This window comes from Parachitinimonas caeni, from assembly GCF_030129945.1.
GTDB lineage: Bacteria > Pseudomonadota > Gammaproteobacteria > Burkholderiales > Chitinimonadaceae > Parachitinimonas > Parachitinimonas caeni.
The window spans coordinates 1-25,271 of the sequence record NZ_JARRAF010000008.1 but is presented as its reverse complement, the minus strand read 5'-3'; the positions used below and the strand labels follow the sequence as shown (position 1 = coordinate 25,271).

Annotated in this window: 28 protein-coding genes and 1 CRISPR repeat array; of the genes, 21 read left to right on the top strand and 7 right to left on the bottom strand. The window is 61.4% G+C overall.

The window, feature by feature from the left end:
- The 16 genes from PZA18_RS08825 to PZA18_RS08750 all read left to right on the top strand — a co-directional run bounded on the left by PZA18_RS08825 (position 1) and on the right by PZA18_RS08750 (position 15,865).
- Positions 1-1,158: a phage tail tube protein gene (locus tag PZA18_RS08825; protein WP_284100460.1), complete on the top strand. Its 1,158-nt coding sequence runs from the start codon at positions 1-3 to the stop codon at positions 1,156-1,158.
- Positions 1,159-1,187: 29 nt separating this feature from the next.
- Positions 1,188-1,580 carry a hypothetical protein gene (locus tag PZA18_RS08820; protein WP_284100459.1) on the top strand — a complete coding sequence of 131 codons (393 nt, stop codon included), beginning with the start codon at positions 1,188-1,190 and terminating at the stop codon, positions 1,578-1,580.
- Positions 1,577-1,915, top strand: a complete 339-nt coding sequence (locus PZA18_RS25755; RefSeq protein ID WP_456238570.1) for a phage tail assembly chaperone — start codon at positions 1,577-1,579, stop codon at positions 1,913-1,915. The genes PZA18_RS08820 and PZA18_RS25755 overlap by 4 nt, the downstream gene beginning before the upstream one ends.
- A complete protein-coding gene (locus PZA18_RS08810; RefSeq protein WP_284100457.1) occupies positions 1,908-8,177 on the top strand; it encodes a hypothetical protein in 6,270 nt (2,089 codons plus the stop codon). The genes PZA18_RS25755 and PZA18_RS08810 overlap by 8 nt, the downstream gene beginning before the upstream one ends.
- The gene (locus PZA18_RS08805) at positions 8,174-9,694 is read left to right on the top strand and encodes a hypothetical protein (RefSeq protein ID WP_284100456.1); all 1,521 of its coding nucleotides are present in this window, start codon (positions 8,174-8,176) and stop codon (positions 9,692-9,694) included. The genes PZA18_RS08810 and PZA18_RS08805 overlap by 4 nt, the downstream gene beginning before the upstream one ends.
- A gap of 5 nt (positions 9,695-9,699) precedes the next feature.
- Complete coding sequence (locus PZA18_RS08800; protein WP_284100455.1) at positions 9,700-10,551, top strand: hypothetical protein; 852 nt, start codon at positions 9,700-9,702, stop codon at positions 10,549-10,551.
- Entirely contained in the window at positions 10,548-11,216 is a 669-nt protein-coding gene (locus PZA18_RS08795; protein WP_284100454.1) for a hypothetical protein, read from the top strand. The genes PZA18_RS08800 and PZA18_RS08795 overlap by 4 nt, the downstream gene beginning before the upstream one ends.
- 7 nt (positions 11,217-11,223) lie before the next feature.
- The gene (locus PZA18_RS08790) at positions 11,224-12,234 is read left to right on the top strand and encodes a hypothetical protein (RefSeq protein ID WP_284100453.1); all 1,011 of its coding nucleotides are present in this window, start codon (positions 11,224-11,226) and stop codon (positions 12,232-12,234) included.
- A gap of 2 nt (positions 12,235-12,236) precedes the next feature.
- Positions 12,237-12,740 (top strand): hypothetical protein, encoded by a 504-nt coding sequence (locus PZA18_RS08785; RefSeq protein WP_284100452.1) that lies wholly within the window; start codon positions 12,237-12,239, stop codon positions 12,738-12,740.
- On the top strand, positions 12,737-13,264 hold the full coding sequence (locus PZA18_RS08780) for a hypothetical protein (protein WP_284100451.1): 528 nt from the start codon (positions 12,737-12,739) through the stop codon (positions 13,262-13,264). Before PZA18_RS08785 ends, PZA18_RS08780 begins: the two co-directional genes overlap by 4 nt.
- Positions 13,261-13,866: a glycoside hydrolase family 19 protein gene (locus tag PZA18_RS08775; protein WP_284100450.1), complete on the top strand. Its 606-nt coding sequence runs from the start codon at positions 13,261-13,263 to the stop codon at positions 13,864-13,866. The genes PZA18_RS08780 and PZA18_RS08775 overlap by 4 nt, the downstream gene beginning before the upstream one ends.
- Before the next feature lie 95 nt (positions 13,867-13,961).
- Complete coding sequence (locus PZA18_RS08770; RefSeq protein WP_284100449.1) at positions 13,962-14,489, top strand: hypothetical protein; 528 nt, start codon at positions 13,962-13,964, stop codon at positions 14,487-14,489.
- 50 nt (positions 14,490-14,539) lie between these two features.
- On the top strand, positions 14,540-14,800 hold the full coding sequence (locus tag PZA18_RS08765; RefSeq protein WP_284100448.1) for an antitoxin: 261 nt from the start codon (positions 14,540-14,542) through the stop codon (positions 14,798-14,800).
- Positions 14,797-15,195: a type II toxin-antitoxin system VapC family toxin gene (locus PZA18_RS08760; RefSeq protein WP_284100447.1), complete on the top strand. Its 399-nt coding sequence runs from the start codon at positions 14,797-14,799 to the stop codon at positions 15,193-15,195. The genes PZA18_RS08765 and PZA18_RS08760 overlap by 4 nt, the downstream gene beginning before the upstream one ends.
- A gap of 95 nt (positions 15,196-15,290) precedes the next feature.
- Positions 15,291-15,488, top strand: coding sequence for a type II toxin-antitoxin system VapB family antitoxin (locus PZA18_RS08755; protein WP_284100446.1), 198 nt, complete (start codon positions 15,291-15,293; stop codon positions 15,486-15,488).
- Positions 15,485-15,865, top strand: a complete 381-nt coding sequence (locus tag PZA18_RS08750; protein WP_284100445.1) for a PIN domain-containing protein — start codon at positions 15,485-15,487, stop codon at positions 15,863-15,865. Before PZA18_RS08755 ends, PZA18_RS08750 begins: the two co-directional genes overlap by 4 nt.
- A gap of 244 nt (positions 15,866-16,109) precedes the next feature.
- On the opposite strand, the gene PZA18_RS08745 is transcribed toward PZA18_RS08750, so the two are convergent.
- Positions 16,110-16,514 (bottom strand): hypothetical protein, encoded by a 405-nt coding sequence (locus PZA18_RS08745; protein WP_284100444.1) that lies wholly within the window; start codon positions 16,512-16,514, stop codon positions 16,110-16,112.
- A 61-nt stretch (positions 16,515-16,575) separates the two neighbouring features.
- Positions 16,576-17,124: a hypothetical protein gene (locus PZA18_RS08740; RefSeq protein ID WP_284100443.1), complete on the bottom strand. Its 549-nt coding sequence runs from the start codon at positions 17,122-17,124 to the stop codon at positions 16,576-16,578.
- Between the two features lie 191 nt (positions 17,125-17,315).
- On the opposite strand from PZA18_RS08740, the gene PZA18_RS08735 reads away from it, so the two are divergent.
- The 3 genes from PZA18_RS08735 to PZA18_RS08725 are packed head-to-tail and all read left to right on the top strand — an operon-like array spanning position 17,316 to position 19,146.
- Positions 17,316-18,215 (top strand): hypothetical protein, encoded by a 900-nt coding sequence (locus PZA18_RS08735; RefSeq protein ID WP_284100442.1) that lies wholly within the window; start codon positions 17,316-17,318, stop codon positions 18,213-18,215.
- Positions 18,215-18,460, top strand: a complete 246-nt coding sequence (locus tag PZA18_RS08730; RefSeq protein ID WP_284100441.1) for a hypothetical protein — start codon at positions 18,215-18,217, stop codon at positions 18,458-18,460. The genes PZA18_RS08735 and PZA18_RS08730 overlap by 1 nt, the downstream gene beginning before the upstream one ends.
- Before the next feature lie 2 nt (positions 18,461-18,462).
- Positions 18,463-19,146, top strand: coding sequence for an autoinducer binding domain-containing protein (locus tag PZA18_RS08725; RefSeq protein WP_284100440.1), 684 nt, complete (start codon positions 18,463-18,465; stop codon positions 19,144-19,146).
- 134 nt (positions 19,147-19,280) lie between these two features.
- A CRISPR array of direct repeats spans positions 19,281-20,149; the repeat unit is 28 nt; unit sequence GTTTGCCGCCGAGTAGGCGGTTTAGAAG.
- Between the two features lie 29 nt (positions 20,150-20,178).
- Here PZA18_RS08725 and PZA18_RS08720 read toward each other — a convergent pair.
- The gene (locus PZA18_RS08720; protein ID WP_284100439.1) at positions 20,179-21,051 is read right to left on the bottom strand and encodes a BRO-N domain-containing protein; all 873 of its coding nucleotides are present in this window, start codon (positions 21,049-21,051) and stop codon (positions 20,179-20,181) included.
- 385 nt (positions 21,052-21,436) lie between these two features.
- Here PZA18_RS08720 and PZA18_RS08715 point away from each other — a divergent pair, with 385 nt between their 5' ends.
- Both PZA18_RS08715 and PZA18_RS08710 read left to right on the top strand, forming a co-directional pair.
- Complete coding sequence (locus PZA18_RS08715; protein WP_284100438.1) at positions 21,437-21,637, top strand: hypothetical protein; 201 nt, start codon at positions 21,437-21,439, stop codon at positions 21,635-21,637.
- The gene (locus PZA18_RS08710; protein WP_284100437.1) at positions 21,634-21,870 is read left to right on the top strand and encodes a hypothetical protein; all 237 of its coding nucleotides are present in this window, start codon (positions 21,634-21,636) and stop codon (positions 21,868-21,870) included. Before PZA18_RS08715 ends, PZA18_RS08710 begins: the two co-directional genes overlap by 4 nt.
- A gap of 73 nt (positions 21,871-21,943) precedes the next feature.
- Here the strand turns inward: PZA18_RS08710 and PZA18_RS08705 are convergent, their stop codons facing one another.
- The 4 genes from PZA18_RS08705 to secB all read right to left on the bottom strand — a co-directional run bounded on the left by PZA18_RS08705 (position 21,944) and on the right by secB (position 24,746).
- The gene (locus PZA18_RS08705) at positions 21,944-22,099 is read right to left on the bottom strand and encodes a hypothetical protein (RefSeq protein WP_284100436.1); all 156 of its coding nucleotides are present in this window, start codon (positions 22,097-22,099) and stop codon (positions 21,944-21,946) included.
- Between the two features lie 787 nt (positions 22,100-22,886).
- Positions 22,887-23,873 (bottom strand): NAD(P)H-dependent glycerol-3-phosphate dehydrogenase, encoded by a 987-nt coding sequence (locus PZA18_RS08700; protein ID WP_284100435.1) that lies wholly within the window; start codon positions 23,871-23,873, stop codon positions 22,887-22,889.
- On the bottom strand, positions 23,870-24,316 hold the full coding sequence (locus PZA18_RS08695) for an SH3 domain-containing protein (RefSeq protein WP_284100434.1): 447 nt from the start codon (positions 24,314-24,316) through the stop codon (positions 23,870-23,872). The genes PZA18_RS08700 and PZA18_RS08695 overlap by 4 nt, the downstream gene beginning before the upstream one ends.
- Positions 24,297-24,746 (bottom strand): protein-export chaperone SecB, encoded by a 450-nt coding sequence (secB, locus tag PZA18_RS08690; protein WP_284100433.1) that lies wholly within the window; start codon positions 24,744-24,746, stop codon positions 24,297-24,299. The genes PZA18_RS08695 and secB overlap by 20 nt, the downstream gene beginning before the upstream one ends.
- Positions 24,747-25,271: the final 525 nt, after the last annotated feature.

Sequence of the window (25,271 nt, the reverse complement as noted above, 5' to 3'; positions counted from 1 at the left end):
ATGAGTTTTGCATCGAGCAGTCGCGTCACCCTCGGTCTGGTCGAAGAAACCATCCCCGGCCAGACCCCCAATAGTGGTCACCATGCCGCCCTGCGCTTTACCGGCGAATCGCTGGAAGCCAACCGCGGCAAGACCCAGTCGGAAGAGATCCGCGACGACCGCCAGATCAGTGGCATGACCACCACCTCGGTCGATCCGCGTGGCGGCATCAATATCGAATGGTCCTACCGCGAATACGATGCCCTGCTGCGGGGCCTGTTCGGCAGCAACTGGGTCGAGACCACCGCCAGCATCACCGCCACCTTCAGCGCCAATGGCCTGACCGCCGGTGGCGGCACGCCGTTTGCCGGACTGGTGGCCGGGCAGTGGATAAAGATCAGCGGCGCCAGCCAGGCCGAGAACAATGGCTGGTTCCAGATCCTCGACAAATCCAGCGGTGCCGCCCTCAGCTTTGCTGACAACAGTTTCAAGCCCGAAGCCGCCACCGCCGGCGTCAGTGTGCAAAGCAGCCGTCTGGTCAATGGGGTCACCCCGCGCTTCTTCAGTATCGAACGCCAGCATGGCGACACCGGCCATTGCACGGTCTATCGCGGTTGCTACCCCAACAAGCTCAGCCTGCAATGTGACAGCCAGAGCAAGATCACCGGCAGCTTCGACTTCATCGGCCTGAGCGAAGCCAGCCAGAGCGGCAGCCAGCTGCCCGGCAACCGCCAGCCGAGCCAGACCCACCCGCTGACCAATGGCGTGCGCAGCCTGCGCGATCTGCGCGAGGCCGGCCAGCCGCTGGCCTGCCAGATCAAATCGTTCAGCCTCAGCCTCGACAATGCCGCCCAGACCGCCACCGCCTGCGGCACCCTGGGCAATGTCGATATCGCCCCCGGCACCCTGGCGGTGCTGTTCAGCTTCGAAGCCTATTTCAACGAAGGCGCCGCCCGCCTCAAGCGCAAGCACGACTTCGATGAGGAAACCGGCTTCGCCTTCCGGCTGGAGGACGTCAACGGCAACGGCTACGCCTTCCAGCTGCCGAACGGCCAGATCAGCAAGTTCTCGCTGACCGCCGGCAAGATCAATGAATTCTGCATGGCCAAAATTGAATTCACCGCCTACATGGACCCGCGCAGCGGCAAGACCGTGCTGCTCGACCGTTGCGGCATCTAAACCCTCAAAAACCCCCCAAAGGACAGCCCATGGACTTCAAGAAGCTGTACATGACCGACCCGGCCAAGGCGCAAGGCGTCTGGACCGAGCCCGATGCCTCGGGCGCCCGCTATCTGATCGCCCGTTATGGCCACCAGGCCCGCGCCCGCGCTGAAAAACTGCAGGCGCCGTACAAACGCCAGTTCGACAACGGCAGTGCCAGTCCCGAACTGCGCCACCAGCTGCTGGCGCAATGCCTGGCCGAAACCGTGCTGCTCGACTGGGATGCGCTGCAGATCGACGGCAAGACCGTCGCCTACAGCCGCGAGGCGGCCCGCCAACTGCTGGAACAGCATGAAGACTTCGCTGATTTCATCCTGAAACAGGCGGTGGACAAGGCCAACTTCGACTACGAGCAGGAACAGGCCACCGTAAAAAACTGAGTGACTGCCTGCGCTGGTGGCTGGAGTGGGGCGCGCAGCAGGCGCTGCTGCAGGCAGTCGAGGCCGAAACCGGCCAGTGTCCCGCCGCCCTGTCCGCCCAACCCGAGCTGCAGCCGGACAGTCTGCGCTGGTGGCAGGCCTTCCATGATCTGAGCCCGAGCCGGCCCGCCGGCTGGGGCCCGGCGCCGATCCCGGTCAGTGAAATCCTCGCCTACGCCGAGCTGCTGGGCTTCGATGCCGCCGACCGTCCCTTCCTGCTGCAGATGATCCGCGCCTGCGATGCCGTCTGGCTGGCCTGGCAGGCCGAACGAGACAAGGAGCGGCCGCATGAGTAATGCCCCCCAGATCAATATCCTGCTGACCGCGCAGGACAAGACCCAGGCCGCCTTCGAGCGGGCCCGTGCCGAACTGAGCGGGTTGCGTGATGCCGCCGATCAACTCAACAGCCGCTTTGAAACGGTCAAGAACGGCCTGCTCGGGCTGGTTGCCGTGCTGACTGCCAGCAGCTTCGCCAGCTGGATCAAGAGCGCGATCGATGCCGCCGACAGCCTCAACGATCTGGCTGAACGCACCGGCATTGCCGCCGACCGGCTGTCCGCCCTCGACTACGCCGCCATCCTGTCCGATACCAGCCTTGATGGCCTGCGCGGCGGTTTGCGCGGGCTGGCCAAGAATCTGGCCGAGATCGACGACCCCGGCAGCGATCTGGCCGCCACCTTCCGCACCCTGGGCATAGCGACCCGCGATGCCGGCGGCCAGTTGCGGCCGACCGATCAGCTGCTGCTCCAGCTCGCTGACAAATTCGCCGGCTATCAGGACGGCGCCCGCAAGTCGGCGCTGGCCATGCAGATCTTCGGCAAGAGTGGCGAAGATCTGATTCCCTTTCTCAACCGGGGTGCCGACGGCATCCAGGCCCTGACCGCCGAAGCCCAGTCGCTGGGGATCAGCTTCAGCGGCGAGACCATCAGCCAGGCCGGCGACTTCAATGACCAGCTCGACAAGCTGGAACTGGCGAGCCGGGGCCTGGCGGTGCGGATCGGTGGCGAGTTGCTGCCGGCGCTGACCGCCTTCAATGCCGTGCTGCTCGACAACCTGAGTGCCACCGGCAGCCTGCGGCAGCAGCTCGATGGCCTGCAGGGCGCCAGCAATCTGCGCGAACTGTTCAACGATCTGGGGCGGGGCGTCATGGTACTCGCCGATGTGCTGCTGGTGTTGGTCGAAGTGGTCAAGGCCGTTGGCCAATCGTTCCAGGTGGTGTTTCTGGAAATCCAGACAGCAGTCCAGGGTGTCGTCCGCGATCTGATCTCGCTGTTGCCGCATCACCTGCGGTGGGCCACCGAGCTGATCGGCGTCAATGACCACCTGACCACCTTAATGGAAGTAACCGAGGCACAGCGGGTAAAGGCCCTGCAGACCGCCAACCAGCAATGGGCGGTGGCGCTCGGTGAGCGGCAGACCCTGCTGGCGCAGTTCGAGGCCAAACTGGAAAAGGCTGCCCAGGCGGAAGCGGCGCTCAAGCTCGGCAGCGAGCTGTCGGCCCGCTCCTTCGACAGCAACGCCGTCGAAGACCGCGAATACCAGCGCTATGGGGTCAGCCGGCCAAAGCCACAGGCGCCGGATCTGCGTGGTCATGCCAAGGCGATGGAGGAGGCCTACAAGGCCCATCTGCAGCAGCTGGAGAATCTGGATAAGCAGCAACAGGACCTGCTCAAAACCAGCCAGAGCCGGCTGGAGCTGCGTTACAAGCAGGGGCTGCTGTCCGAGAAGCAGTATCTCGACCAGCAGCTGGCGCAACAACGCGAGGCGCTGCGCGGTCAGGCTGCCCTCCTGCGGATCAAGGCCGATGCCGCCCAGGCCGCCGGCAAGCCGGTCGAGGCCAGCAAGTTTCTGGCGGAGGCCGAGCGGTTGCAGGAAGGCGTGCGCAAGCTGGAAGTGGATGGCGCCATCAAACGCTTGACGCTGGAACAGGCCAGCCAGACCGAGCTCAGCCAGCTACGCGAAGCCAGCCTCAAGGATCAGGGCCAGCTGGTGGCGGCGGCGGGGGAGCAATTTGTGCGCGACTACGGCCGCAAGGTGGCCGATGCCGCCCGCGATGGCCGCGATGATCTGCTGGCCGCCTATGCCGCCGTTGGCCAGAGCCAGTTGCTGTCGGCCGCGTTCGAACAGGACCAGCAGCGCTTTGACAGTGCCCTGCAGCAGATGCAGGGCGAAATCGAGCAGCTGCGGCTGGCCGTCGGGCCTGATGGCAGCGTATTGGGTGGCCTGAATCTGCTGCAGGCCGAGCAGGCCATCCGCAGCCGTTATCTGCCGGCGCTGCAGGACCTGATCAACAAGATGAACGTCCTCGCCAACAGCAGCGGCAAGGTGGACCAGAAAAAAACCGTGCAGGGGCTGATCGGCAACGTCAACAAGACCGGCGCCAGCACCCTGCCCGAACAGTTGCGCCAGGCCGACCGCGACTACATCGACGCCGCCCGCAACATCGGCAAAAGCTGGGACGACCTCGGCCAGCGCATCAGCCGCAGCCTCAGTTCCGCCTTTGGCACCGGTGGCAAGGCCTTGGGTGGGCTGGTGACGGCGATGACGGATTACCAGAAGAGTCTGGCCGACATCCGTGCCAATGAGCGCGAAGGGATTGCCCTGGCACGCGAGCAAGGCTCGGCCAAGGCGAAAACCCTGGCCCAGTCGGTCGCGGCCACCGAGCAGAGCCGGGCCCAGCTTGGCATGTATGGCGACCTGACCGCAGCCGCCAAGGGCTATTTCGAAGAAGGCAGCAGCGGCTATCAGGCACTGGCTGCCGCCGAAAAGGCGTTCCGGCTGTTTGAAATGGCGATGGCGGTGCAGGCCTTCGTCAAGAAACTGGCCTTCACCAATGCCTTGACCGTTGCCCATGCCACCGGCGAGACCACCAAGCTCACCACCACCGCCAGCACCGTACCGGCCACGCTGGCGCTTGAGGGCACCAAGCAACAGGCTTATGGCACCACGGCCCTCGCTTCAGCGCTGACTGCGCCGTTCCCGGCCAATATCCCGGCCTTTGCCGCCGTGGCGGCGATGCTGGCAGCGATTGGGGTGGCGGTCAGCGGTGCCGGTGGTTCGGGGCCGGATATCGCCCAGCAGCGGCAGCAGGCCGCCGGCACCGGTTCGGTGCTGGGTGACCCGACCGCCAAGTCCGAATCGCTGGCCCGGAGTCTGGAACTGATGGCAGACCTTGCCGGCCAGCAACTCGGCGTGCAGCGGGGCATGCTGCAGAGCCTGCGGGCGCTGGAGGCGGCGGCCAAAGGTGTGGCGACACTGGCGGTGCGTAACCAGTTGCAGGTGGCGCCAGCCGGGCTGGTCGATACCGCCTTCCAGACCAGTGGCCTGGGCAAGATTGCCGCCTTTGGCGCCAGTCTGGGTCCCACCCTTGGTAACGCGGTGGCGCCGTTCGTGGCCAAGCTGTTCGGCAGCAAAACCGAGGTCACCGACAACGGCATCCGGGTCGCTCCCGGTCAGACGGTGGGCGGCGTGACCCAAGGCCAGCGCCTCGATGTCAGCGGCTATGTCAGCACCGAGACCACCAAAAAATTCCTTGGCCTGACCACGGGCCGTTCCACCAATGAAAGCCAGTTTGCCCTGTCCGACGACATCAGCCGCCAGTTCGGGCTGGTGGTGCAGGGCATGGCCGATAGCGTGACCCTGGCCGCGAAAGCCCTCGGTGCCCGTGGCGCCGACTTCACGCAGCAGCTGGCGGCGTTCCGCCTCAACCTCGACCATATCTCGCTGAAAGGCCTCAACGGCAAACAGATCGAAGAGCAGTTCGCCGCGATCTTCGGCAAGCTTGGCGACGAGATGGCCAACAGCCTGATTCCGGGGCTGGCCCAGTTCCAGCAGACCGGCGAAGGCGCATTTGAAACCATGGTGCGGCTGGTGGCTGAACTGCAGGCGACCGATGCCGCGCTGGCCGCCATCGGCCTCGATGCGAGACTGGCCTTCGGCGCGGTTGGCCTCGCCAGTATGGCGGCGCGCGAACAGCTGATAGCGCTGGCCGGGGGCCTCGACACCCTGCAGAGCCAGCTGGCCAGCTATCAGGACCACTTCCTGACCGCGCAACAGCAAGCCGCCGTGCTGCAGCAGCAACTCGGTGCCGCCTATGCCGAGCTCGGCCAGCAGCTACCGACCAGCGCCGCCGGCTTCCGCCAGCTGGTGCAGGCGCAGGATCTGAGCACCGAGGCCGGCCGTCGCCAGTTTGCCGGCCTGCTGGCGCTGGTCGAAGCCCAGCAGACCTACCTCGACGCCCTGGCCGATCAGGCCAAGGCGCTGGGTCTGGGGGCCGACACACTCAAGTCAGCGCTGACCGACGCCCTGCAAGCGGCTGACGCCAGCGCCGCCGGCCAAGCCTTCGCTGACACGGTGGTGGCCTCGGTCGAGCAGGCGATGCGGGATCGGGCGCTGGGCGACATCACCGACCTCATCACCCATGGTCTGGTCAACCCCATCGTGCAGGCGGTGCTGGCCGGCACCTCGGTCACCGCCGCCATCAGCCAGGCCTCGATTGACAGCATGGTCCAGCAGGCGACCACCGTGGCCAAGGTGATGGGTGAGCTGCTGCAGAGCCCGGCATTCACCGGCGCCCTCGACCAGATCCAGCGGGCGCTGCAACCGATTGGCAGCAGTCTGTACCGCCACACCCCCGAACGCCTGCGGCGTGACCGCGACCAGACGAAAGAGGCTGCCCAGGCCACCGACGAGGCGGCCCAACGCGCCGACGACCTGGCCGACTATCTGCGCGACCTCAACCAGCAGCTGGCCGGCATCGGCCAGAGCGAGGCGGCGCAGCGGCTGGCCGAGATCAATCAGAAGTTCGACGACGGCCAGCGCAAGCTGATCGAGCTGGGCGGCGCGACCGAAGCCAATATCGCCAAGCTGCAGCGCTTGCAGCAGGCCGGTATTGATGCGCTGGGGGTGGACGTCTGGCGCCGGCTGGCGGCCGCGCAGGGCAACACTGCCGGCGTGCAGATGTACGACCACGATCTGGCCAGGGGCCGTTACGAGCAAACGCAAACCGGCTTGTGGCAAAGCTTCGGCGCTGACGCGGCCCGCTTGCAGGCATGGCTGCTATCGACCGGCCAAAGTTGGGAACAGGCGGCCGGTGTCTATTGGGCCAGTATCAACGACCAGCAGAAACAGGCGGTGATTCTGGCCGGTGAGGCCAAGACCGCTTATCTGGACACCCTAAAAAGCCAGTTCGACAGCCAACTGGAACTGGTGCAGGCGCTCAATAGCCAGCTCGATAACGTCAAGGCGCTGGCCAAGGGGCTGGATAGCGATATGGCGCAGATCGAGATCGATCTCGGCCGGCGGACGAAAACCAGCTGGATCGACGAGCAACTGCTCGGCGCCCGCGCCAGCCTGGCTTCGGCCCAAGCGGGCGGTAACCCCGATGACATCGTCAGCGCCACCCAGGCGGTGCAGCAGCTGTTGAACGAGCGTTATGCGGCCGAGAAGGAACTGTTGCAGCGGCAACGCGAATTTGCCGCCCAGCTGGGCGACTATGTGAACAGCCTGCGCACCGGCGATCTGTCGCCGCTATCGCTGCAGCAACGGCTGGCCGAAGCCACCCGCCAGGCCGACCAGTTGATTGCCCGTGCCAAGGCCGGCGATGCCGACGCCCGTGGCAAGCTGCAATCGGCCATCGATACCGAACTCAAGCTGGGCCGTGATTACTGGGGCAATACCGCGGGCTATGGCGCGCTGTTCGGTGGACGGGAATCTGAGCTGCTGGCGCTGGGGGCCGATACCCGCAGCGCGGCCGAACGGCAGGCCGATGCGCTGAAAGATCTGGCCGGTAATGGTGACCGCACGCTGGCCGAGTTACGCGGCCTCAAGTCGAGCGCTGAATCCTTGCGCACCGACCTCAACGGCCAGCTGCTCAATGCGATCAAGACCGGTTACGACCAGGCCAAAGTCCTCGAATCGCTCGGCGCGGGTGGGGCGATTGCGCAGGCCGTGACAAAACTGCCGGAGTCCTTGCGCAAGATTCTGAGCGAGGTGATTCCCGGTGCTACCCCGGTGGCATCCCACCCCGGCCGCGACTCGCTGCGCGATGGCGCGATACTCCAGCAAGCCCGCGACGGCGATGTGCTGGGGGCGATCAGGACCGGTATGGGCCTTGGCTACCGTGCCAGCGATCTGGCCGCGCTCTGGAATGGCGCCCATCCCCATCAAAAGATCAGCCCTGACGATCTGGTTGGCTTGGCCAGCGCCAACGGCATCCGCCTGATGGCCACGGGCGGCATCGCACATGAACCCTCGGTCGTCGGCGAAGCCGGCCCCGAAGCCGTGGTGCCGCTGCCGGATGGTCGCAGCATTCCAGTCTCGATTGACTGGAGCCGTTTCCAGTCTGCCAGCAGCGAATCGTCGGCCCTGATCAACGAGATCCGCCAACTCCGCGCCGAAGTCGCCCAGCTCAAGGCCGAAGCCACCCGCAGCGCCAATGCCAGCGAAGCCCGCCTGGGTCAGGCTGCCGCCATCTACCGCGAAGAAGCCGCTGAACGCAGCCAGCAGACCCGTCATCTGCAACGCACGGCCGCAGCGGCCGAGGAGGATAGACGATGAACGCCGTCTGGTTATTTGAAGCCGACACCCTCGATGCCGCCAATCAGCCCACGGTGCAACGCTGGGCCGCCGGTGGCGGTTTCCAGACTGCGCCCAGTGATAGCCCACCGGCCGCCTGGTTCGAACCGCGAGTGGCCGAAGCCTTTTCGTTCGAAGCTAACCTGTTCGACAAGGCCACCACCTACGGCGCCAGCCGCATCGGCTGGGGCGTGCTCAAGCTGGTCAACCCGGATGGCCGGCTGGATGGCCTGCTCGATCACGCCATCGACGGCCGGGCGTTGCGGGTCTATCTGGCCGATTCCCGCCAGCCCTTTGCTGCCGCCAGCCTGGCCTTCCGCTGCCGGATGGAGCGGCTGAAAGCCGAGACCGACACGCTGAGTCTGGAAGTGCTGGACCGGCTGGTCGATCTGGACCAGCCCTTGTGTGCCGAACGGCTGCTGGGCAGCGATACCGCGCCGAATGGCATCGAAGGCCGGGCCGAGCTGAAGGACCGGCGCAAACCCCGGCTTTATGGCGAAGTCGCCAACGTCAGCCCGATAGGGGTCAACCCCAGCAAGAACCTGTATCTGCTATGCAGCCATGCCGCCACGGTGAGCGCCGTGCGCGACAAGGGCGGTGAGCTGCTGGCCGATGCACCCGCTACCAGTCAGGCCGACCTCGAAACGGTGGTACCGGCGATTGGCCATTACCGGGTCTGGTCTTCGCCAGCGGGGACGTATCTGCGCATCGGTGGCAACCCGCAACAGATCACCGTTGATGCCCGTAGCGCCGATAGCCGCTGCGCCAGCCTGATCCAGCAGGTGCTGCGCGAGGCCGGTATCGCGGCCGGCGACATCAGCCAAGCCGACGTCGACGCCCTGAATGCACTGCAACCGGCGCCGGTCGGCCTCTACGTCGCTGACGAGCTGACGGCGCTGGAGGCGATCAACCGGCTGGCGGGCTCGATTGGCGCCTGGGTGGCGCCGGACCGGCGCGATGTGTTCCGGCTGGGGCGGCTCGATGCCCCGGCCAATCCCATCCTGACGCTGGGCCCGGCCCAGATCGTCGCCGGTTCGCTGCGGCTGATTGGCAGCGGCAACGACGACCGCGGCCTGCCTTGCCACACGCTGAATCTGGAATACGACCGCAACGACACGGTGCAAGCCGAGCTGATCGGCGCCGCCAGCGAAGCGATGAAGACCTGGGCCAAGGAGGCGACGCGCAAAGCCACCTTACAGGCAGCGGCCGTCAAAACCCGTCACCCGCTGGCGGCCGAGCTGACGCAGGCCACGCTGCTGCGACGGCGGGCGGATGCCGAAGCCGAGGCCGCGCGCCGGCTGGCGCTGTACAGCGTGGTGCGTCGCACCTGGCAACTGGAAGCCCAACTGACGGCGGCCGAGCTGGGTCAGCTGTCACTCGGTTGCAGCCTGACCCTGCAGCATCCGCGCTTCGGTCTGGCGGCGGGCAAAGCCTTGCGCCTGATCGGCTGGTCGCCGGATCTGCGGGCGGGTGCCGTCACTTTGAAACTATGGGGGTAATGATTATGGCCAATGCCATTCTGGCGGCGCCGAACCGGATCGAGGCCGCCACCCTGAGCGGGGGCGACTGGCTGGCCGGCAGCCGCCCCAATCTCGCCAGCCGGCCCTATGGTCAGGCGGCGCAATCCAATGGCCTGAACCCAACGGCCACCCAGTTCACCCTGACGCTGGACCAACCGCGATCCTTAAGAGTGCTGGCCCTGCTGGCGCATAACCTGGGCAGTCTGGCCCAGGTGCGCTGGCGGCTCAGCCTCGATGCCGCCTTCAGCCAGAGCGTATTCGACAGCGGCTGGAGCCCGGTCTGGCCGGCCCTGCCGACGCCCGATATGCGTTGGTCGGATGCCAACTGGTGGAGCGGCACGCTGGATGAGGAACGGCGGGCGTTCTACCCGCGCCATCACTTCACCGTGCTGCCCGACGAACGCCTTGGTGCCTATGTGCGCTGTGAACTCAACGACCCGAGCAACCCGGACGGCGCCATCAAGATCGGCCGGGCCGGGGTGTATGACGGCTGGCAGCCGGTGCGTAACTTCAGCTGGGGCCGCAAGCTGGGCCATGACAGCACCGAGAAGGTGATCAAGTCGGAAGCCGGCGCCGTTTACAGCAATGGCGGGCAAGTGGTGCGGGTGGCGCAGATCAGCTTTGACTGGCTCAGCGCCAGCGAAGCGCGGGCGACGATGGATCTGGAACGGCGGCTGGGCCTGACCGGTGAGCTGATCTATCTGGCCAAGCCGGACGACCCGGCCAGCTTTACCCACGAGGCGTTTCCGGCCCGTTTGCACGAGCTGTCGCCGATTGAAGTCCCCTTGTTCGCTGCCCAGCGCAAGGCCTTTGTGATTGAGGAGCTGATCGCATGAGCGGGTACAGCATTCCGATTCAGACCGCCATCGACAAGCTGAAGAGCTTCTACAACAACGGGCCGTGGTCCGCCCAGAACCCGGGCGGCCTCGACAACGGCGGCCACCGGCTCAACTTCACCGCCGCACTGAATGACTTGGCCACCGCTGCCGGCGGTGTCGCCGATGCGGCGACGGCGGCCGGTGCGGCGGCGGTCTCGGCAGCGACCAGTAGTGCTTTGGCCCAGCAATCGGTGACAACGGCGGCGGGCAGTGCCACGGCGGCCGAGCAGTCGGCGACCACCACGGCCAGTCTGCGCGATCAGGTACAAGCCCTGCTCAATTCCATCAGTGGCGGCCCGGTGGCCTCGGTGTGCGGCAAGACCGGGCCGGCCGTGGCGCTCGATAGCCGTGACATCACCCTTGCCGCCCGCAGCGTCAGCGCCAATACCACGGCCACGGCCGGCGAGCTGCTGATCCTGTCCCAAGCCATCACCGTCAACCTGCCGGCCAGTCCCTCACTGGGCTACACGGTTCACCTGTTCAACGCCTCGGCCGGCCAACCGATGGTGGGCCGCAATGGCAGCCCGATCATGGGGCTGGCCGAGGATCTGACCATCAACCTGCCTGCGGTCTGGGTCACGCTGCGCTATGTCGGCGGCCCGGTCGGCTGGTGCCTGAGCTGAGGAAGTCATGAGTCTATTAACGCAATTTGGCGGGGGATCAAGCACCCCCATTCAAGGGGCTGCGGTGCTGCCGGTGTGGGATAGCGCGTTTGCCCGCCAGTATCCGGGCGCGACGGTGGTGGCGCCGGCGCTGGCGCCGTGGCTGCTGAAACCGGCCGGCAGTGCCAACGGCTACGCCTGTGGCGGTGTCGGGCCCAAGCTGGTCTTGCTGGCCAGCAATAGCACCCAGGCCCTCAGCAGCAGCGACGGCCAGACCTTCACGCCGCGCACGCTGCCGGTGGCTGGCAACTGGGCCGGCCGGGTGGCTTACGGCAACGGGGTGTATGTGGCGGTGGGCTATGGCTCGGCCATCGCCGTCAGTTCGTCAGACGGGGATAACTGGAGCCAGCGGGCCCTGCCGGTCAGTGCGAACTGGGCCAGCTGCTGCTTTGGTGCCGGGCTGTTCCTGAGTACCGCCATCGCCAGTGCCGGCTACGCCACCAGTCCGGATGGGGTGAACTGGACCAGCCGCACTTTGCCGGCCAGTGGCAGCTTTGCGGCGTGTTGCTATGGCTTGGGCTTGTTCTTTGTCTTTGCGGCGGGCAGCAGCAGTTATTACACCTCGGTCGATGGCCTCGGCGGCTGGGTGTCGCGCAGCCTGCCGGTCGGCGGCAACTGGGAACCCCACGCGGCCTTGCAAGCCAATGGCCGCCTGCTGCTGCTCGGCAATAGCAGCAATGTCCTGCTGTCTTCGCTGGATGGCATCAGCTGGAGCCAGCATCTGCTGCCCAGCTTGCCGAATGGCCAGTACTGGCGCGCGGTTCACTACCAGGCTGGCGGTTATGTCGCCGTGGCCAGCGGGGGCAATACCGCCATCACCTCGCCCGATCTGCAGAACTGGACGGTGCGCAGCCTGCCCTTCAATGGCGGTGCGCTGGTGTTGCCGCTCAATGGCAATTGGCTGGTGGCCTCGGCCGGAACGCCACAGGTGGCGCTCAGCAACGCTAGCGCCTTCGATATCGTGTATCCGCAGAGGTAAGCATGCCCCGCCTACAGACTTTGAACGCCCCTGTTTACTGCTTTGACTACCGTGGCTGGTATATCGGTCGCGATCTGGCCGGCCCCTTTGGCAGTACCGATCAGCCACCGCCACTCGACTCCACGTCCAGCAGCCAGGGCGAGTTGCGGGCCAACTGGCGCGGTGACCGCTGGGTCACCGCTTCCTACTGGGAGCCGGCAGAGCTGCCCGAACGCTGGCGCATTCACCATGCCGCGTTCTGGGCCCGTCTTGGCGATGCGGCACTGGCAATCTGCGCCGGGGAGTCCCGCGCCTGCCGGGCGCTGCAGGTGCTGGTCGATAGCTGGGCCGAGGTCGATCTGCGTAACCCTCAGTTGGCCAAGGCCTTGCAAAGGGTGCAGGCCACCGGCCAGCCCCAGGCCAGTGACGACTTCCCGGATGCCCGACCGCTGACCGCCCTCAGCATCCAGCAAATACTGACTACCCCGACCACCGAGGATGAGCGGGTGGTGAAGGGGCTGCCATGACCGATACGCAGCCTCCGCGCCCCCTGACCGGTTTTGCCAGCAAGCTCGGGGTCGAGCCCGGCGAAATGACGGCTGGTGCCTTGCTGTTTGCTATCTTCGCTTACTGGATCAAGCAGAAGCTCAGCGCCGACAAGCGCGAAGCCAGCCAGCAAGCGCAGGCGGACGACGAGAACAGCAAGGTGATCGAGCGGCTGAATGCCGAGATTGCCCGCCAGCAAACCCTTATTGAGCAGCTTTCAACCAGTCTCGACGCCGAACGGGTGCGCCGGCTCAAGGTCGAACAGGAAAGCGTCGGCACTGCGGCACGTCTGGCCGGCGTGCAGCAGGAGCTCGAAGGCCTGCGCGCCGATCTGGCCGAACAAAGTCTGCATATCGACCGCCTCTATAGCGTGCTCGACCACCTGCTGCTGGGCAAACCGCTGGCAGACGAAGCCCTGTTGAGCCGCATTCTGCTGCTACGCCGCCGCGCCGGACTGTCGCTGAGCGACCAGATCGATCCCCCAGTCAATGAGATACCGCAATGACGTTTGAAGAAACCCTGTTGAGCCTGACCGATGAACTGCGGGCCGACCGCTGGAGCGCACCCCTGGCGGTCGCCATGCACCACTTCGAGATCAACACCCCGCTACGGCAATGCCACTTTCTGGCGCAGGCCCTGCACGAATCCGTGGATCTGCGCAGCCTCGAAGAAAACCTGCACTACCGGCCCGACCGCCTGCGTGCTGTCTGGCCACAACGCTTCGACTTCGCCCGCTCGCTGGACTATGCCGGCAAGCCGATCGACATCGCCAACTACGTGTACGCCCACCGCAACGGCAATGGCGATGAAGCCAGCGGCGACGGCTGGCGCTATCGCGGCCGGGGTCTGTTCCAGCTGACCGGGCGGGCCAACTATGCCGAATGTGGCGCCGCGCTGGGCCTCGACCTGCTCGACAACCCCGACTTGCTGCTCAAACCCGACAACGCCGCCTTGTCGGCCGGCTGGTTCTGGCAAAGCCGGGATTGCAACGATGCCGCCGACGCTGATAACTGCGCCGCCGTCACCCGCAAGATCAATGGCGGACTGAACGGACTGGACGCCCGGCAGTATCTGCTGGGCCTGCTGAAACAGCGGCTGATCAACTAACACCGGCTGTGGATAAAACAGACCACTACCCCTGCCATCCCTTGCCACAGCAAGGCCGGGCTGGCCTGCCTGCCAATTGAGCAAACGAGGACCGCATGCCTGACCTGCTAATCCGCCTCCTGATTACCGCCGCGCTGCTCGCCCTCTGCTTCGGCCTCGGCTACGCCAAAGGCGCGGCTGCCAGCACGAAAGACCACCAAGCCGAGCTGGCCAAGGCGCAACTGGCCCGGCTGCACACCACCCGCCAGATTGAACGTGCCGACACCGATCGCAGCCAGATCGTGGCCCAGCAACACGCCGACGCCACCCGCCGCCAACAGACCGTTTATCGCACGATTAACAAAGAGGTGATCCGCTATGTTGCCCAACCCCGGCCTGAGCCTGCTGCTTGCCACCTCGATGCTGACTGGCTGCGCCTCCACGATGCCGCCGCCACCGGCCGACTGCCCGAGCCGACCGACGCCACCGCCAGCGCTGATGCAACCGCCAGCGGCCCTACAGCCGCTGAAGCCTTACCGACCGTGATCGACAACTACCGCAGCTGCAACGAGACTGCGCAGCGATTGAGGGATTTGCAGGGGTGGGTGAGGTGGGTGGGGAATGAGGAGAGGGAGTTCTACTAGGCGCCTGGCTGGTATATGCTCTGGTATATACCATTTATCAGGGGCGCATCATGAGCCAGACCGCCAAACTCTTTACCAATGGCCGCAGTCAGGCGGTACGCCTGCCGGCGGCTTTCCGCTTCGATTCGACTGAAGTCTATATCCGGCAAGACCCAGCCACCGGCGATGTCATCCTCTCGCGCAAACCGGCCGACTGGAACGACTTCTTTGCCGCGCTGCAAGGCATCGACGTTCCTGCCGATTTTTTGAGCCCGCAGGAACGCAACCAGACCCAAGTGGAGCGTGATCCGTTTGCCGGGTGGCAGGAATGACGCGCTACCTGCTTGACACCAACACCCTCAGTCACCTGATTCGGCAGCAGCCGGCCGTCTGCCAGCGCCTGCAAAGCGTGCCGATGGCCGCCTTATGTATTTCGGCGATCACCGAGGGCGAATTGCGTTTCGGACTGGCCCGCCGCCCCGAGGCTACCCGCCTGCATGCGGCCGTGGCCGAGCTGCTGAAACGGCTCGACGTATTGCCCTGGGACAGCAGCGCCGCCCGCCATTACGGCAATCTGCGCGCTGCGCTCGAACAACAGGGTAAAACCGTGGCTCCGCTCGATCTGCTGATCGCCAGCCATGCAGCCGCCGTCGGGGCGGTGCTGGTCAGCAATGATCAGGTGTTCGGCCAGGTGACAGGGCTGGTGTGGGAGGATTGGACGCGGTAGGAGCGCCGGCCAGACGGTTTGAGGGCAGGCTATGCGCTACCTATCGCATCAATCTAGGTGTATCTTTACATCATGTTTGATGCAAGGAGGCCAAAATGCGTACCACCGTAACCATTGACGATGCGCTCTACCAACGCGCGCTGGAACTGGCAGAACCCGAGATGGATAAAGCCGATCTGTTCCGCGAAGCAATCAAGACCTTTGTGCGGGTGCAGTCGGCCAAGCGATTGGCTGCACTGGGCGGCACTGCGCCGGAGATGGCCGACATCCCGCGCCGCGAGGCGACGACGTGAAGTCGGTGCTGGTCGATACCTCGGTCTGGGTGGCGCACTTTCGCCAGCCCGACCCGCATCTGATCACGCTCTTGACGCAAGACCGGGTGATGCTGCACCCGCTGATAGTTGGTGAAATCGCCTGCGGCACCCCGCCGCGTCGCCAGCAGACCCTGGCCGATCTGGAAAGCTTGCGGCCGGTGAAGCAGGCCAGCCTGGGTGAAGCCCTCGACTTTATCGAACGCGAGCAGTTGTATGGCCTCGGCGTCGGCTTGGTTGATCTGCTGCTGCTGACGTCAGCGATGTTGACGCAGCAAGTGGAACTGTGGACACTCGATAAGCGGCTGGCTGAACTGGCCTTGCGGTTTGGCCTGCGACATCAGCCAGCCGTACACTGAAAGTGACCCGCCGAACAGGCGGTTGATAGGTGGAGCAAAGGCCCCCGGCCTTGATGCCGTTGTATACCCGCCGAACAGGCGGCCTGGATGTTTTTGAATGATGCGCTCAAACCAAACGGCCCTCGTAGTGAGGGCCGTTGGTTTTGGTATCCGGGAAGTCTCTTTACGGAGCAATATCACCCTGCGGCCATTAGCAGTTTCGTTGACAAGATCCAGTCTCGGCTTAGCTAAACGACGGGACGCATCAATCTTCAGGCTCGACAGCTTCCTGCTGACAAAGGGCACGGAAGTCGAGGGTGGCCACTATTGAAGAAAGGGTTGCCATGGGGTCGCCGCCTTCCTGATACCACTGAATCAGCAGGTAATTCTGCAGGCGCAGGTGCCAGTCTGGGGCCTCCAGCAGCCGTGCGCACCAGCTTTCACGCGGGGCCCATATCGGCGTGTCGCGAGACAGTGTCGCAATCTCCGCTTCCAGTTCATCCAGGCCATGAACATATACACCGGGGCTGTTCATGGCGGTCCTCCCCCGAAGCAGTCGAAACTTACGCGCCAGGTAAGGGGTCCCCTCCAGCATCCCGGCGTAAGCGTCCTCGCCTCGCACCCAGTCAAGGAAGAGAACGATGCCTTTGGCGTCTTCCATTGTTCGCATGGTCATGGTGTCCTGAGAATGCGCAATCCAAATGCCCCCGCCGCAGTGAATAATCGCTCAATCACCCATTTGATAGCCGGTTCATGATGATTTCTTTGACTTCCCCGTCACGGATTTCTACATATTGACCAACTAAGCCGCCTTGCAAAGAGTAGCCGCCCGACTGCCACGTGATTTCTGTGCGCAGATAGTATCTGCCGGCGGGGATCTGACTGAATTTGAATCGACCATCAGCATCCGCAACGGTCTCGCGGCGAGCTTTGGCAAATCCGACAGATGGGGGCTGCATGTCTTGATACGCCGCGTCGGTTCGGCTGGTCTTGGTCCACCATTCACTGCCAATAGTCGTTGCCGGGTCAAGCGTTACCAGACTACCTGCTGCTCTTACCGTGCCGCCGCCTCGCTGATTCATGAATGCTTGGCCTAGTATCGTGCTGGTGCCGGTCCTCAAGTAAGGTTTGTATTCCTCTTCTCGTTCAGGGGTCACTTCACGCCATTCGGGGGCGGTTTGTACGGGCGCCTTGGCGACCGGTTGGCGTGGACGGTTGGCGCAGCCAGCCAGTAGCGCCAGCGTCAAGGCTGGCAGGATAAGCTTGTAAGCAGTTCTCATTTCGGCTCCTCGTGTTATTGATTGAGTGGTTTGCGAATGACGCTAATTGTTCGCGAATCATAGCCAAATCCCGCATCTCGGGAATACCCTGATTGCAATTTGTGCAAATCAGATGAACGAGTTTCCCAATTTGATCGAGTTTTGGTAGAGTCCGCCGATTGTTGTTTCCGCAGTGTAGACGCGCTTGCCTCATGTCCCCTCGTGACCTCGTATTGACGCCCGATCTTGAAGAGAGTGCCGCCCCGGCGGCGCATGCGGTGTTGATGCAAAATATTGAAATCTTTATGAAAACCAGACCCGTGCCAGGCAAGGCCAAGACCCTGGCTGGCTGGTTTTCATCGTCACTGCCCGAGGTCGCCCGCAGTACCCTCAGACGGATTGAAGCGGGCATGGTGCCGCCCATGGATGTGGCAGAGCAGCTGGCACGGGTGATGGACCGCACATTGTATGAAGCGACGCACCCCAAGCTGATCGGTGCTCGGGCGGTGTCGGCACAGCTGTTGCACGGCGCCTGCCGCATCCCTGTGACCGCTTACCTGCGCGGGCAGCAATCCCTGCAACTGCCTGAGCGCCATGTGCGCGAGCGGGTTGCGCATTGCGAGGGTGAGACGGTGCTGATTGCGCCGTTCTGCGCCCCGTTGCTCGGCGAAAAGTGGGCACTAGCCGGCTGGTTTGTTGAGGAAGACGAGCCGCCACCGAATGATTACTGGGTGGGGCTGGTCAGTGACGATGAAAGCTGGCGTGATACGCTGTCGTATGCGTTGAGCGAGGCCGGGGTTGCGCATGCGGCAACGCCAGTGAATGCGATTGAAACCTTGCTGCGGCATTATCCTGCCGGCAGCCGGCCGATTCTGATTGCGGACAGTTGCACCTACGATGCCGACGCCTGGCCGCAGTTTCTGGCGCGGCGGCTGCGCAATCTGAGCCAGTCGCCCGTGCCGCTGATCTATGGTAGCACCCACCATTACGCCGCCCAGCCCGAGCCGGTCAAGCCCGGGTTGGCCTGGCAGTGCGGGCGGCAGCCGAACGAAATATTGCCCTTATTGGCCCAGTTGATCGGGCTGAATCTTGAAGAAGCAAAGGAAGCCTGATGTCGTCCGAAGTAACCCCCGTCGTGCCGATGCGCACCTTGACGCTAGAAGAGCTCGACCGTGTAGCAGCCGGCGGGCCGATTGCAACCTTGCCGCCCGCTGCGCCGATGCGCGAATTGACGATGGAAGAGTTAGATAAAGTATCCGCGGGCGGACCTATTGTCACTGTTCCGCCCGCAGCGCCGATGCGTGATGCGGCGCCCATCAGCTTCTTTCCCCCGCCTCCGCCGCCTATCAAGAACTGATCATGTCTGACTTGGCCGATACCGTTTTTCTACTCCGAACCGCCGACGATATTCGTGCCGTGACGCTGCGTGCGGCGCGCAATCTGGGTTTTGATACCTATGCAGTTGGTTACGACCATCGGCCAGCCAAGGTCGCCGAAACCATATTGCATAACTTTTCGAAGTCGTGGGACGGTAGCGGTAACGCAGAGTTACAGACACGCGATCCAGTCCATCAAAAGCAGCTGCGGCAAGTCGCGCCCATCGTCTGGGGTCGCGACATCTACGAGAAGACCGGCACGCAAGACATCTGGGAGTACTACGCCTCGCTGGGTATGCAGTCGGGTCTTGATGTGCCGCTCAGTCAAAAAAATGGCGTCAGAATGGTTGTCAGCGTCTATCGCGATGGCCCACTGCCACCGCTTGACGAATGTATTGACCGGCTGGCCGCGCTGCATACTTTCGCCCATGCGATTGCCGCGTCGATTCTGCCCATTGCCAACGCCGAGCAATTCACAGAACGGCTGACCTTCGCCGACCACAGCCTGCTCTGTCGAGTATTGGAGGGCTGGCCGCTCAAGCAGCTGCTGCACCCCCGCAGCCTCACCCTCGATAGCCTGCGCCGGCAGATCCGGCACTTGTGCTCGCTGGCCGGCGTCAACCACATCAACGGCGCGGCCGCGCTGTATGCGCGCGCATTCGCCTAACCCTTCATATTTTCTTTTGCTTGTTTTTCTTTTTCAATTCAATCGCTTGCGCGTTGTGTCGGCGATTGAAGTGTGGAGCATTAAATTTTAAATAAGCCATTCAATAGAAAGGAGAAAATGACTCACGCCCGTCAGTTTGCCGCCGAGTAGGCGGTTTAGAAGCTACAGCGCGGTGATGCCTGCCTTGCAGGAGGGTTTGCCGCCGAGTAGGCGGTTTAGAAGGTCGCGAAACACGCTGACAACCATTCTGACGCGTTTGCCGCCGAGTAGGCGGTTTAGAAGGAGCTGGCGGCGGTGTACCAGCGGGTTGCCGAGTTTGCCGCCGAGTAGGCGGTTTAGAAGTTATTGTCGTGGATGCGCCAGAAATCCTTATGGTTTGCCGCCGAGTAGGCGGTTTAGAAGGTCCAGCCGCTGGAAGGCGAAGCCGTGGAGCAGTTTGCCGCCGAGTAGGCGGTTTAGAAGTTGCGAGGTGTTTTGAGCACCGACCGCGATTAGTTTGCCGCCGAGTAGGCGGTTTAGAAGCAGCGTGGCGACCAAAGCTTATGGCCGGGTGGCGTTTGCCGCCGAGTAGGCGGTTTAGAAGGCTCGGTGACGTCGGCGAATACATCGTGCGTAGTTTGCCGCCGAGTAGGCGGTTTAGAAGGACACAACACTACTACAGAGTCTCCATACCTGGTTTGCCGCCGAGTAGGCGGTTTAGAAGCTCACACGCATTCAACTTCGATAGTTTCTCCGGTTTGCCGCCGAGTAGGCGGTTTAGAAGTTGGTGGACAGCAAGAAATAACTACGATCAACGTTTGCCGCCGAGTAGGCGGTTTAGAAGGACACCAGATCTAAGGGCAGCGCAACACAAAGGTTTGCCGCCGAGTAGGCGGTTTAGAAGTGCGCAGGGCCTGCGCAACGGTTATGTCGGTCGTTTGCCGCCGAGTAGGCGGTTTAGAAGGGCATGGCCACAGCCGCCAAGGGCTTCTTCGTGTTTGCCGCCGAGTAGGCGGTTTGAATGGATAACGGGGGCAGCTGCCCCCGTTTTTTTCAGCTGGCGTGACGCTGCAGCCGGCAGCGGGCCCAGTCCGGCAATTCTTTCCGTACCGTGTGCTTCACGCAGTCTTGGTGGTCGGGTACCGCGATTTTTTCCATTTCCGCGACGAGCCAGGCCGGGTACAGCTCGCGATACGGTTTGCGCGGTTGTTTGAGTGCGGTGGTTTCGAGCTGGAACAGCACGCGCCACAGCCGGTACGCATGGTCGCCCCAGGTTTCCAGCAGCGACAACAATTCGGGCAGCTGTGCTGTGGTCAACTCGCTGGCGTGACGCACATTGAAGTGTTGCCGGACCATCCCGTTCACCGCCCGCGACACTTCGCCGTGGCGCGTGATATAGCAGGCAATGAACTGGCCATGACTGCGCACGATGTATTCGCCGACCTCGCCCAGCGGCCGGTCTTCAAAATCAGCGGTGTGATGATAACTGCCCGTTTTGCGGATGGCAGGCAACACTTCATGAGTGACCCAGCGCTTGAAGCGTTTCGCTTCCGGTTTGCGGCTGGTGAGGATAAGACTGTAGAGGCCGGATTCGTTGATGACGGTAACTTCGCGGCGCTGTGCTACACCGTTTTTTGACCTGACCTCATTAGTAATGAGGGCAGATCGTTCGTCTTCATCGAGTCTACTTATCGCTTGACTGGGATTGTTGATATCTAGTGCCGCGCACACATCAGCGGCAACGAACCAGATTTCTCCTGCTTTGTTGAATGTACGGACGGACAAGCTATCGAAGTTGAATGTGTCTATAGAGGGAACGTCGTTTGATGCAACGACTGAAGACTGACTAGCCATGACTTGGCCTCCTGTGATTTGTTGAATATGCCACTTGTTGAGAGGGGCAGTCGGGTGCTTCAACACGGTCACAGGGCCGCCCGCAGATTTCCTCTCTTTCGAGAGTATTGTATGGCTGCGCGCCACCCGACCATAAACGTTACTTGGCGCAGGCCAAGTGAATTCTATGGACGTAAAAATTTCCGCGGCCGGCGCGGATTACTGTGAGGTGTGTTGAGCACCTGCCCGCGATTATAGACATTTCGCTCATTCACGCAAATTCGCGCATATTCTTTTGCGATGACTGGAACTGGCCCGAAACGGCCAGTTCTGGCTGCCCCTGCATTGACGCCACTTCACCCGCCGCTACACTTCTAAAACAAAAAAACTGAAGACTTGTCGAGAGGTCTGGCGCGGTCCGGCGCGCTGACTGTGTACGACATGCACAAACAATGTCAGACAATTTGGAGAAATCAGCATGGGTCGTGCGATGGCGGTAGTGAGTGAGGATGTCGAGACCGTAGAGGGCATCAAACAGCAGCTGGATGAGGCGTCGTCGCTGGCGTTGGCCATCAAGCTGCTGGCGCCACAAGTCTCCCCGCTTATAACCAGCAACCTGGCCGGGGTGCTGCTGCGGCAGCTGGAAGCCGCGCATCAGTGCAGCGAGGCCCGCGAATGATGGATGCCGGCGATGGTTTGGACTACGCCAAAGATCTGGCGTTTTTAACAGCGATGCCGCTGGTTCTGGGCGGCATTATTCTCTGCTATCTGCTGGGCCCGCCACGGCCGGATACTTGGCCAGTGGCACAGGCACAATCCACTGCCGGCAAGGTCTGCGTTTTACAAAGGGAAGCCAGCCGGGGAGAAACCGGCCAGTGTATTCAGCGTCAGGTGATCAATTGGGCGGGCTGAAGGGCCTGCAGTGTTTTGGGAGAGTCGATTTCCACCACTTCAAGTGCTTGGCGGGGGATGGTCTGTTCTGTCGTTACAGACAGGGCTTATGGCCGGTTGGATCGGCGATGCGGTAGTCAGTAGGGTAGGCGCCGGCGCCTGGGCCATCGTTGATTTCCAGCCAGATATGCGTGAAGCTAATGGTAGCTCGTGCGCGCCAGCAGTCAGCCTTTCGCAGGGATTTTGGCACTCGAAAATCTTGTGGTGTATGTATACGCCAAAGCTGAAGGACTGATAGTTCTTGTGCAAGTGGCCCTCGTGGTGCAATGGGCTTGCCATCGGGCATGAACCGCCACCAAGTGTCGCCCTCGGGGTCATTCATGTATTCGAGTTCACCGCGCAATGTAGCCGAACCCTTTATCAATAAGCTCCCGTCGGGCAGATTGCCTTGGGTGTAATGTGCATAAGACACTCTCTCCCTGCCTATGTTGATGGGCTTGACTCCATCTTGCGTGAAAGGCCACTGTAAGTGGCATGCGGCTTTTAGGCGAAAGTTCGCACGGAGTGGGGCGGACACGTTGCGAAGCCGGGCATCACAAATGCATCCCTCAATTTTTTGATCACCAGAATGTTCCTGGAGGACTGGCAGGTTCCCGCAGGTTGGATCGTACCCAGCGGCGACTGCCCTCGTGAGCAGGATGATTAGAAAACTCTGAGCCAAGACAATGTTGGCGCGACAGAATATTTTCATATCCACCCCTTAACGAAAAAGCATCACTCGTCTGATCTAAATATATATGTGTGTGTTGCTGTTTTATGAGGTTTGGACAGCAGTTCGGCAAGTTTGTATGGTATTTTTCATGGCATCAACGACGAGGAATTTTTTAGTTCGTTGATATAAAAAGTATTTTTTAACAAAAATACAATTGAGTGGGAGTGATTTCCCTTCGGGGGCTTATCGCTGTTGACTTGACTCCAAACCAAAAAACGCCCTGAAGATTCGAGGCGTTTTTTGGGTTGATGTTTTTGGGAGAACTCTATACTTCTTGCTTATGCTCGCGTTCCATTAACTCTGCCACTATTTCAGCTGCGCTGACATTTTCAAACAGTAGACGGCAAACAGCTGCCGTAATTGGCATGTCAACGCTATGGGTATTAGCTTGCCGCAGAACTTCTTTGGCTGTATTGACTCCTTCCGCGACGTGACCAAGATTAGCTAGTACTTCTGCTAAGGTTTGCCCTTGAGCCAAGAGTAAGCCGACCTTTCGGTTGCGGGAGAGATCGCCAGTACAGGTCAAAAGCAAGTCGCCCAAGCCCGAAAGGCCAGTAAATGTTTCTGCTTTTGCTCCAAGTGCCGCACCTAGCCGGGTAATTTCGGCTAACCCACGGGTGATTAGTGCCGCACGGGCGTTGTTCCCTAACTTCAAACCATCACATACACCGGCCGCAATCGCCATGACGTTCTTGACTGCGCCACCGATTTCCACGCCAACAACATCGGTACTGGAGTAAACCCTCAGCTTGCGCCCATGTAGCTCGGATGAGGTATGGTTGGCGAACGCGGCATCTTCTGCGGCAAGAGTGAGCGCTGCGGGTAAGCCTGTTGCAACTTCCTGGGCAAAGCTTGGACCGGACAACACTCCTCTAGGAATAGAGGGTGGGAGTATGGTGTCGGCAATCGCATGAGGAGGAAGCATGCTACCGACTTCCAGCCCTTTGCATGCCCATACAACTGGACAAGATTTCTGTAGCGCGACTAAAGCATTGAGGCTGGGTCGGAGCCCTGCTGTCGGGGTGACAACCAATACCAAATCACTTTGCTGCGTGGCTTGGCCTAAGCTCTCATCAATGGATAGGTTGCTCGGGAAGGCGATCCCCGGAAGATAGCGTGTATTTTCCCTATCAGTCTGCATTGCGTGTACTTGGTTGGCATCACGCCCCCACAGTATGACTTGATGTTTCTCCGCAAGGCTGATGGCTAATGCAGTTCCCCAAGCCCCTGCACCCATTACGGTAATTTTCATAAGCCCCAGACTTCCTCGATTCTTAAGTAACCTACAGCGCCATCGCGATGCTGGACTTTTACCCAACCATTTTTACCCATGTCCAGCAGGTCAACTACTACGCCTCGCTCTAGCCTAGCAATCAAGGTGGATTTAGGGCTGTAGTCTTTTCGGAGTTCTGTCTTAATGGCGGTAACTTGAACAGTACGCCGACTGGAAACGGACTTCTTTTGAACCCAGGCTAACGATCCGGCCTGGTCCCTCACCCTGAGCCAGTCCCTATGCTCGACTAAGACTTCAAGCGGTGTGGATTTGCTGACGAGGAACACTTTCTTTGCTTGCTCTGACGGGCTTTCATACAAAATCGTGCCGTGTTCTGCGGTTGATCTGAATTCCAGCGCAAAAGACGGAGCTGCTGTCAGCAACAGCCCCGCCAGGCAAGCATTAATTAGGCGCTTGTCCATTTGCTTGCTGTTGACGCTGCATGTACAACGCTTCGAAGTTAATCGGAGCCAGCAGTACAGGAGGGAAGCCGGCGCGATTTACCATATCCGAAATGGTTTCACGAGCATACGGGAACAGGATGTTCGGGCAGGCGACACCAAGAATCGGGTCAAGATCTTCGGTGGGTACGTTACGAATTTGGAAAATGCCAGCTTGGGCCGCTTCAACCAGGAAAATAGTCTTTTCACCGGCCTTGGCGGTAACCGTCACTGTCAATACAGTCTCATAGTAGCCGTCGTCGATTGCTTTGCCTTCGGTATGCAGCTGCATGTCGATTTCTGGTTGTTCACGATCCAGAAATACCTGAGGTGCATGAGGAATCTCCAGAGAAAGATCCTTCACATAGATCTTCTCAATTGAAAACATGGGTTGAGACTGTTGTTCGCTCATTACTACTCCTAATACTCAAAATTGTTACAAAATTGGCCTAGATATCAGGCGGCCGGAATCATCGCATGTTAGCTGCAGATAAACCAGAGAACCGTGTCTGAGATCATGTATTGGGTACCGACATAATGAGTACTCTTTCCATTCCACATACTATACATATGTGTTTCGGTCTGGATCTTGCTGGATCTTGCAGTGATTGGTTGTGCGAGTTAGACCAATTACGCTTCTCTATTGAAAGCAAGAGCAAGTTCTAACCAAAATCTCCCTCATCTCATCGGTTGTTTCCACAAAATCTGAGAGCATTGCCAAAGATTTTTCAAATAAATTTCGTTATAAATCAGGTATTTGATGAATTGCTGAAAGATATTTTGGTGTGGGGTGTTGACGAGTTCAGGGGTGGGGCGTATAGTTCGCTTCCTCTGCTGCTGACGCAGCGAAACGAAACGGGCAACCGGGAAGTTTAGCGATAGTTAGTCAGGCCAGCAAGTGTTCTTTAACAAGATACAGTCGATAAGTGTGAGTGCT

Coding starts and splice junctions, on each gene's coding strand:
- PZA18_RS08825 (WP_284100460.1), top strand. CDS start 1: ATGAGTTTTGCATCGAGCAGTCGCGTCACCCTCGGTCTGGTCGAAGAA.
- PZA18_RS08800 (WP_284100455.1), top strand. CDS start 9,700: ATGGCCAATGCCATTCTGGCGGCGCCGAACCGGATCGAGGCCGCCACC.
- PZA18_RS08765 (WP_284100448.1), top strand. CDS start 14,540: ATGAGCCAGACCGCCAAACTCTTTACCAATGGCCGCAGTCAGGCGGTA.
- PZA18_RS08695 (WP_284100434.1), bottom strand. CDS start 24,316: ATGGACAAGCGCCTAATTAATGCTTGCCTGGCGGGGCTGTTGCTGACA.
- PZA18_RS08710 (WP_284100437.1), top strand. CDS start 21,634: ATGATGGATGCCGGCGATGGTTTGGACTACGCCAAAGATCTGGCGTTT.
- PZA18_RS08735 (WP_284100442.1), top strand. CDS start 17,316: ATGTCCCCTCGTGACCTCGTATTGACGCCCGATCTTGAAGAGAGTGCC.
- PZA18_RS08810 (WP_284100457.1), top strand. CDS start 1,908: ATGAGTAATGCCCCCCAGATCAATATCCTGCTGACCGCGCAGGACAAG.
- PZA18_RS08715 (WP_284100438.1), top strand. CDS start 21,437: ATGGGTCGTGCGATGGCGGTAGTGAGTGAGGATGTCGAGACCGTAGAG.
- PZA18_RS08730 (WP_284100441.1), top strand. CDS start 18,215: ATGTCGTCCGAAGTAACCCCCGTCGTGCCGATGCGCACCTTGACGCTA.
- PZA18_RS08700 (WP_284100435.1), bottom strand. CDS start 23,873: ATGAAAATTACCGTAATGGGTGCAGGGGCTTGGGGAACTGCATTAGCC.
- PZA18_RS08795 (WP_284100454.1), top strand. CDS start 10,548: ATGAGCGGGTACAGCATTCCGATTCAGACCGCCATCGACAAGCTGAAG.
- PZA18_RS08790 (WP_284100453.1), top strand. CDS start 11,224: ATGAGTCTATTAACGCAATTTGGCGGGGGATCAAGCACCCCCATTCAA.
- PZA18_RS08770 (WP_284100449.1), top strand. CDS start 13,962: ATGCCTGACCTGCTAATCCGCCTCCTGATTACCGCCGCGCTGCTCGCC.
- PZA18_RS08785 (WP_284100452.1), top strand. CDS start 12,237: ATGCCCCGCCTACAGACTTTGAACGCCCCTGTTTACTGCTTTGACTAC.
- PZA18_RS08745 (WP_284100444.1), bottom strand. CDS start 16,514: ATGCGAACAATGGAAGACGCCAAAGGCATCGTTCTCTTCCTTGACTGG.
- PZA18_RS08780 (WP_284100451.1), top strand. CDS start 12,737: ATGACCGATACGCAGCCTCCGCGCCCCCTGACCGGTTTTGCCAGCAAG.
- secB (WP_284100433.1), bottom strand. CDS start 24,746: ATGAGCGAACAACAGTCTCAACCCATGTTTTCAATTGAGAAGATCTAT.
- PZA18_RS08760 (WP_284100447.1), top strand. CDS start 14,797: ATGACGCGCTACCTGCTTGACACCAACACCCTCAGTCACCTGATTCGG.
- PZA18_RS08755 (WP_284100446.1), top strand. CDS start 15,291: ATGCGTACCACCGTAACCATTGACGATGCGCTCTACCAACGCGCGCTG.
- PZA18_RS08725 (WP_284100440.1), top strand. CDS start 18,463: ATGTCTGACTTGGCCGATACCGTTTTTCTACTCCGAACCGCCGACGAT.
- PZA18_RS08775 (WP_284100450.1), top strand. CDS start 13,261: ATGACGTTTGAAGAAACCCTGTTGAGCCTGACCGATGAACTGCGGGCC.
- PZA18_RS08740 (WP_284100443.1), bottom strand. CDS start 17,124: ATGAGAACTGCTTACAAGCTTATCCTGCCAGCCTTGACGCTGGCGCTA.
- PZA18_RS08805 (WP_284100456.1), top strand. CDS start 8,174: ATGAACGCCGTCTGGTTATTTGAAGCCGACACCCTCGATGCCGCCAAT.
- PZA18_RS08820 (WP_284100459.1), top strand. CDS start 1,188: ATGGACTTCAAGAAGCTGTACATGACCGACCCGGCCAAGGCGCAAGGC.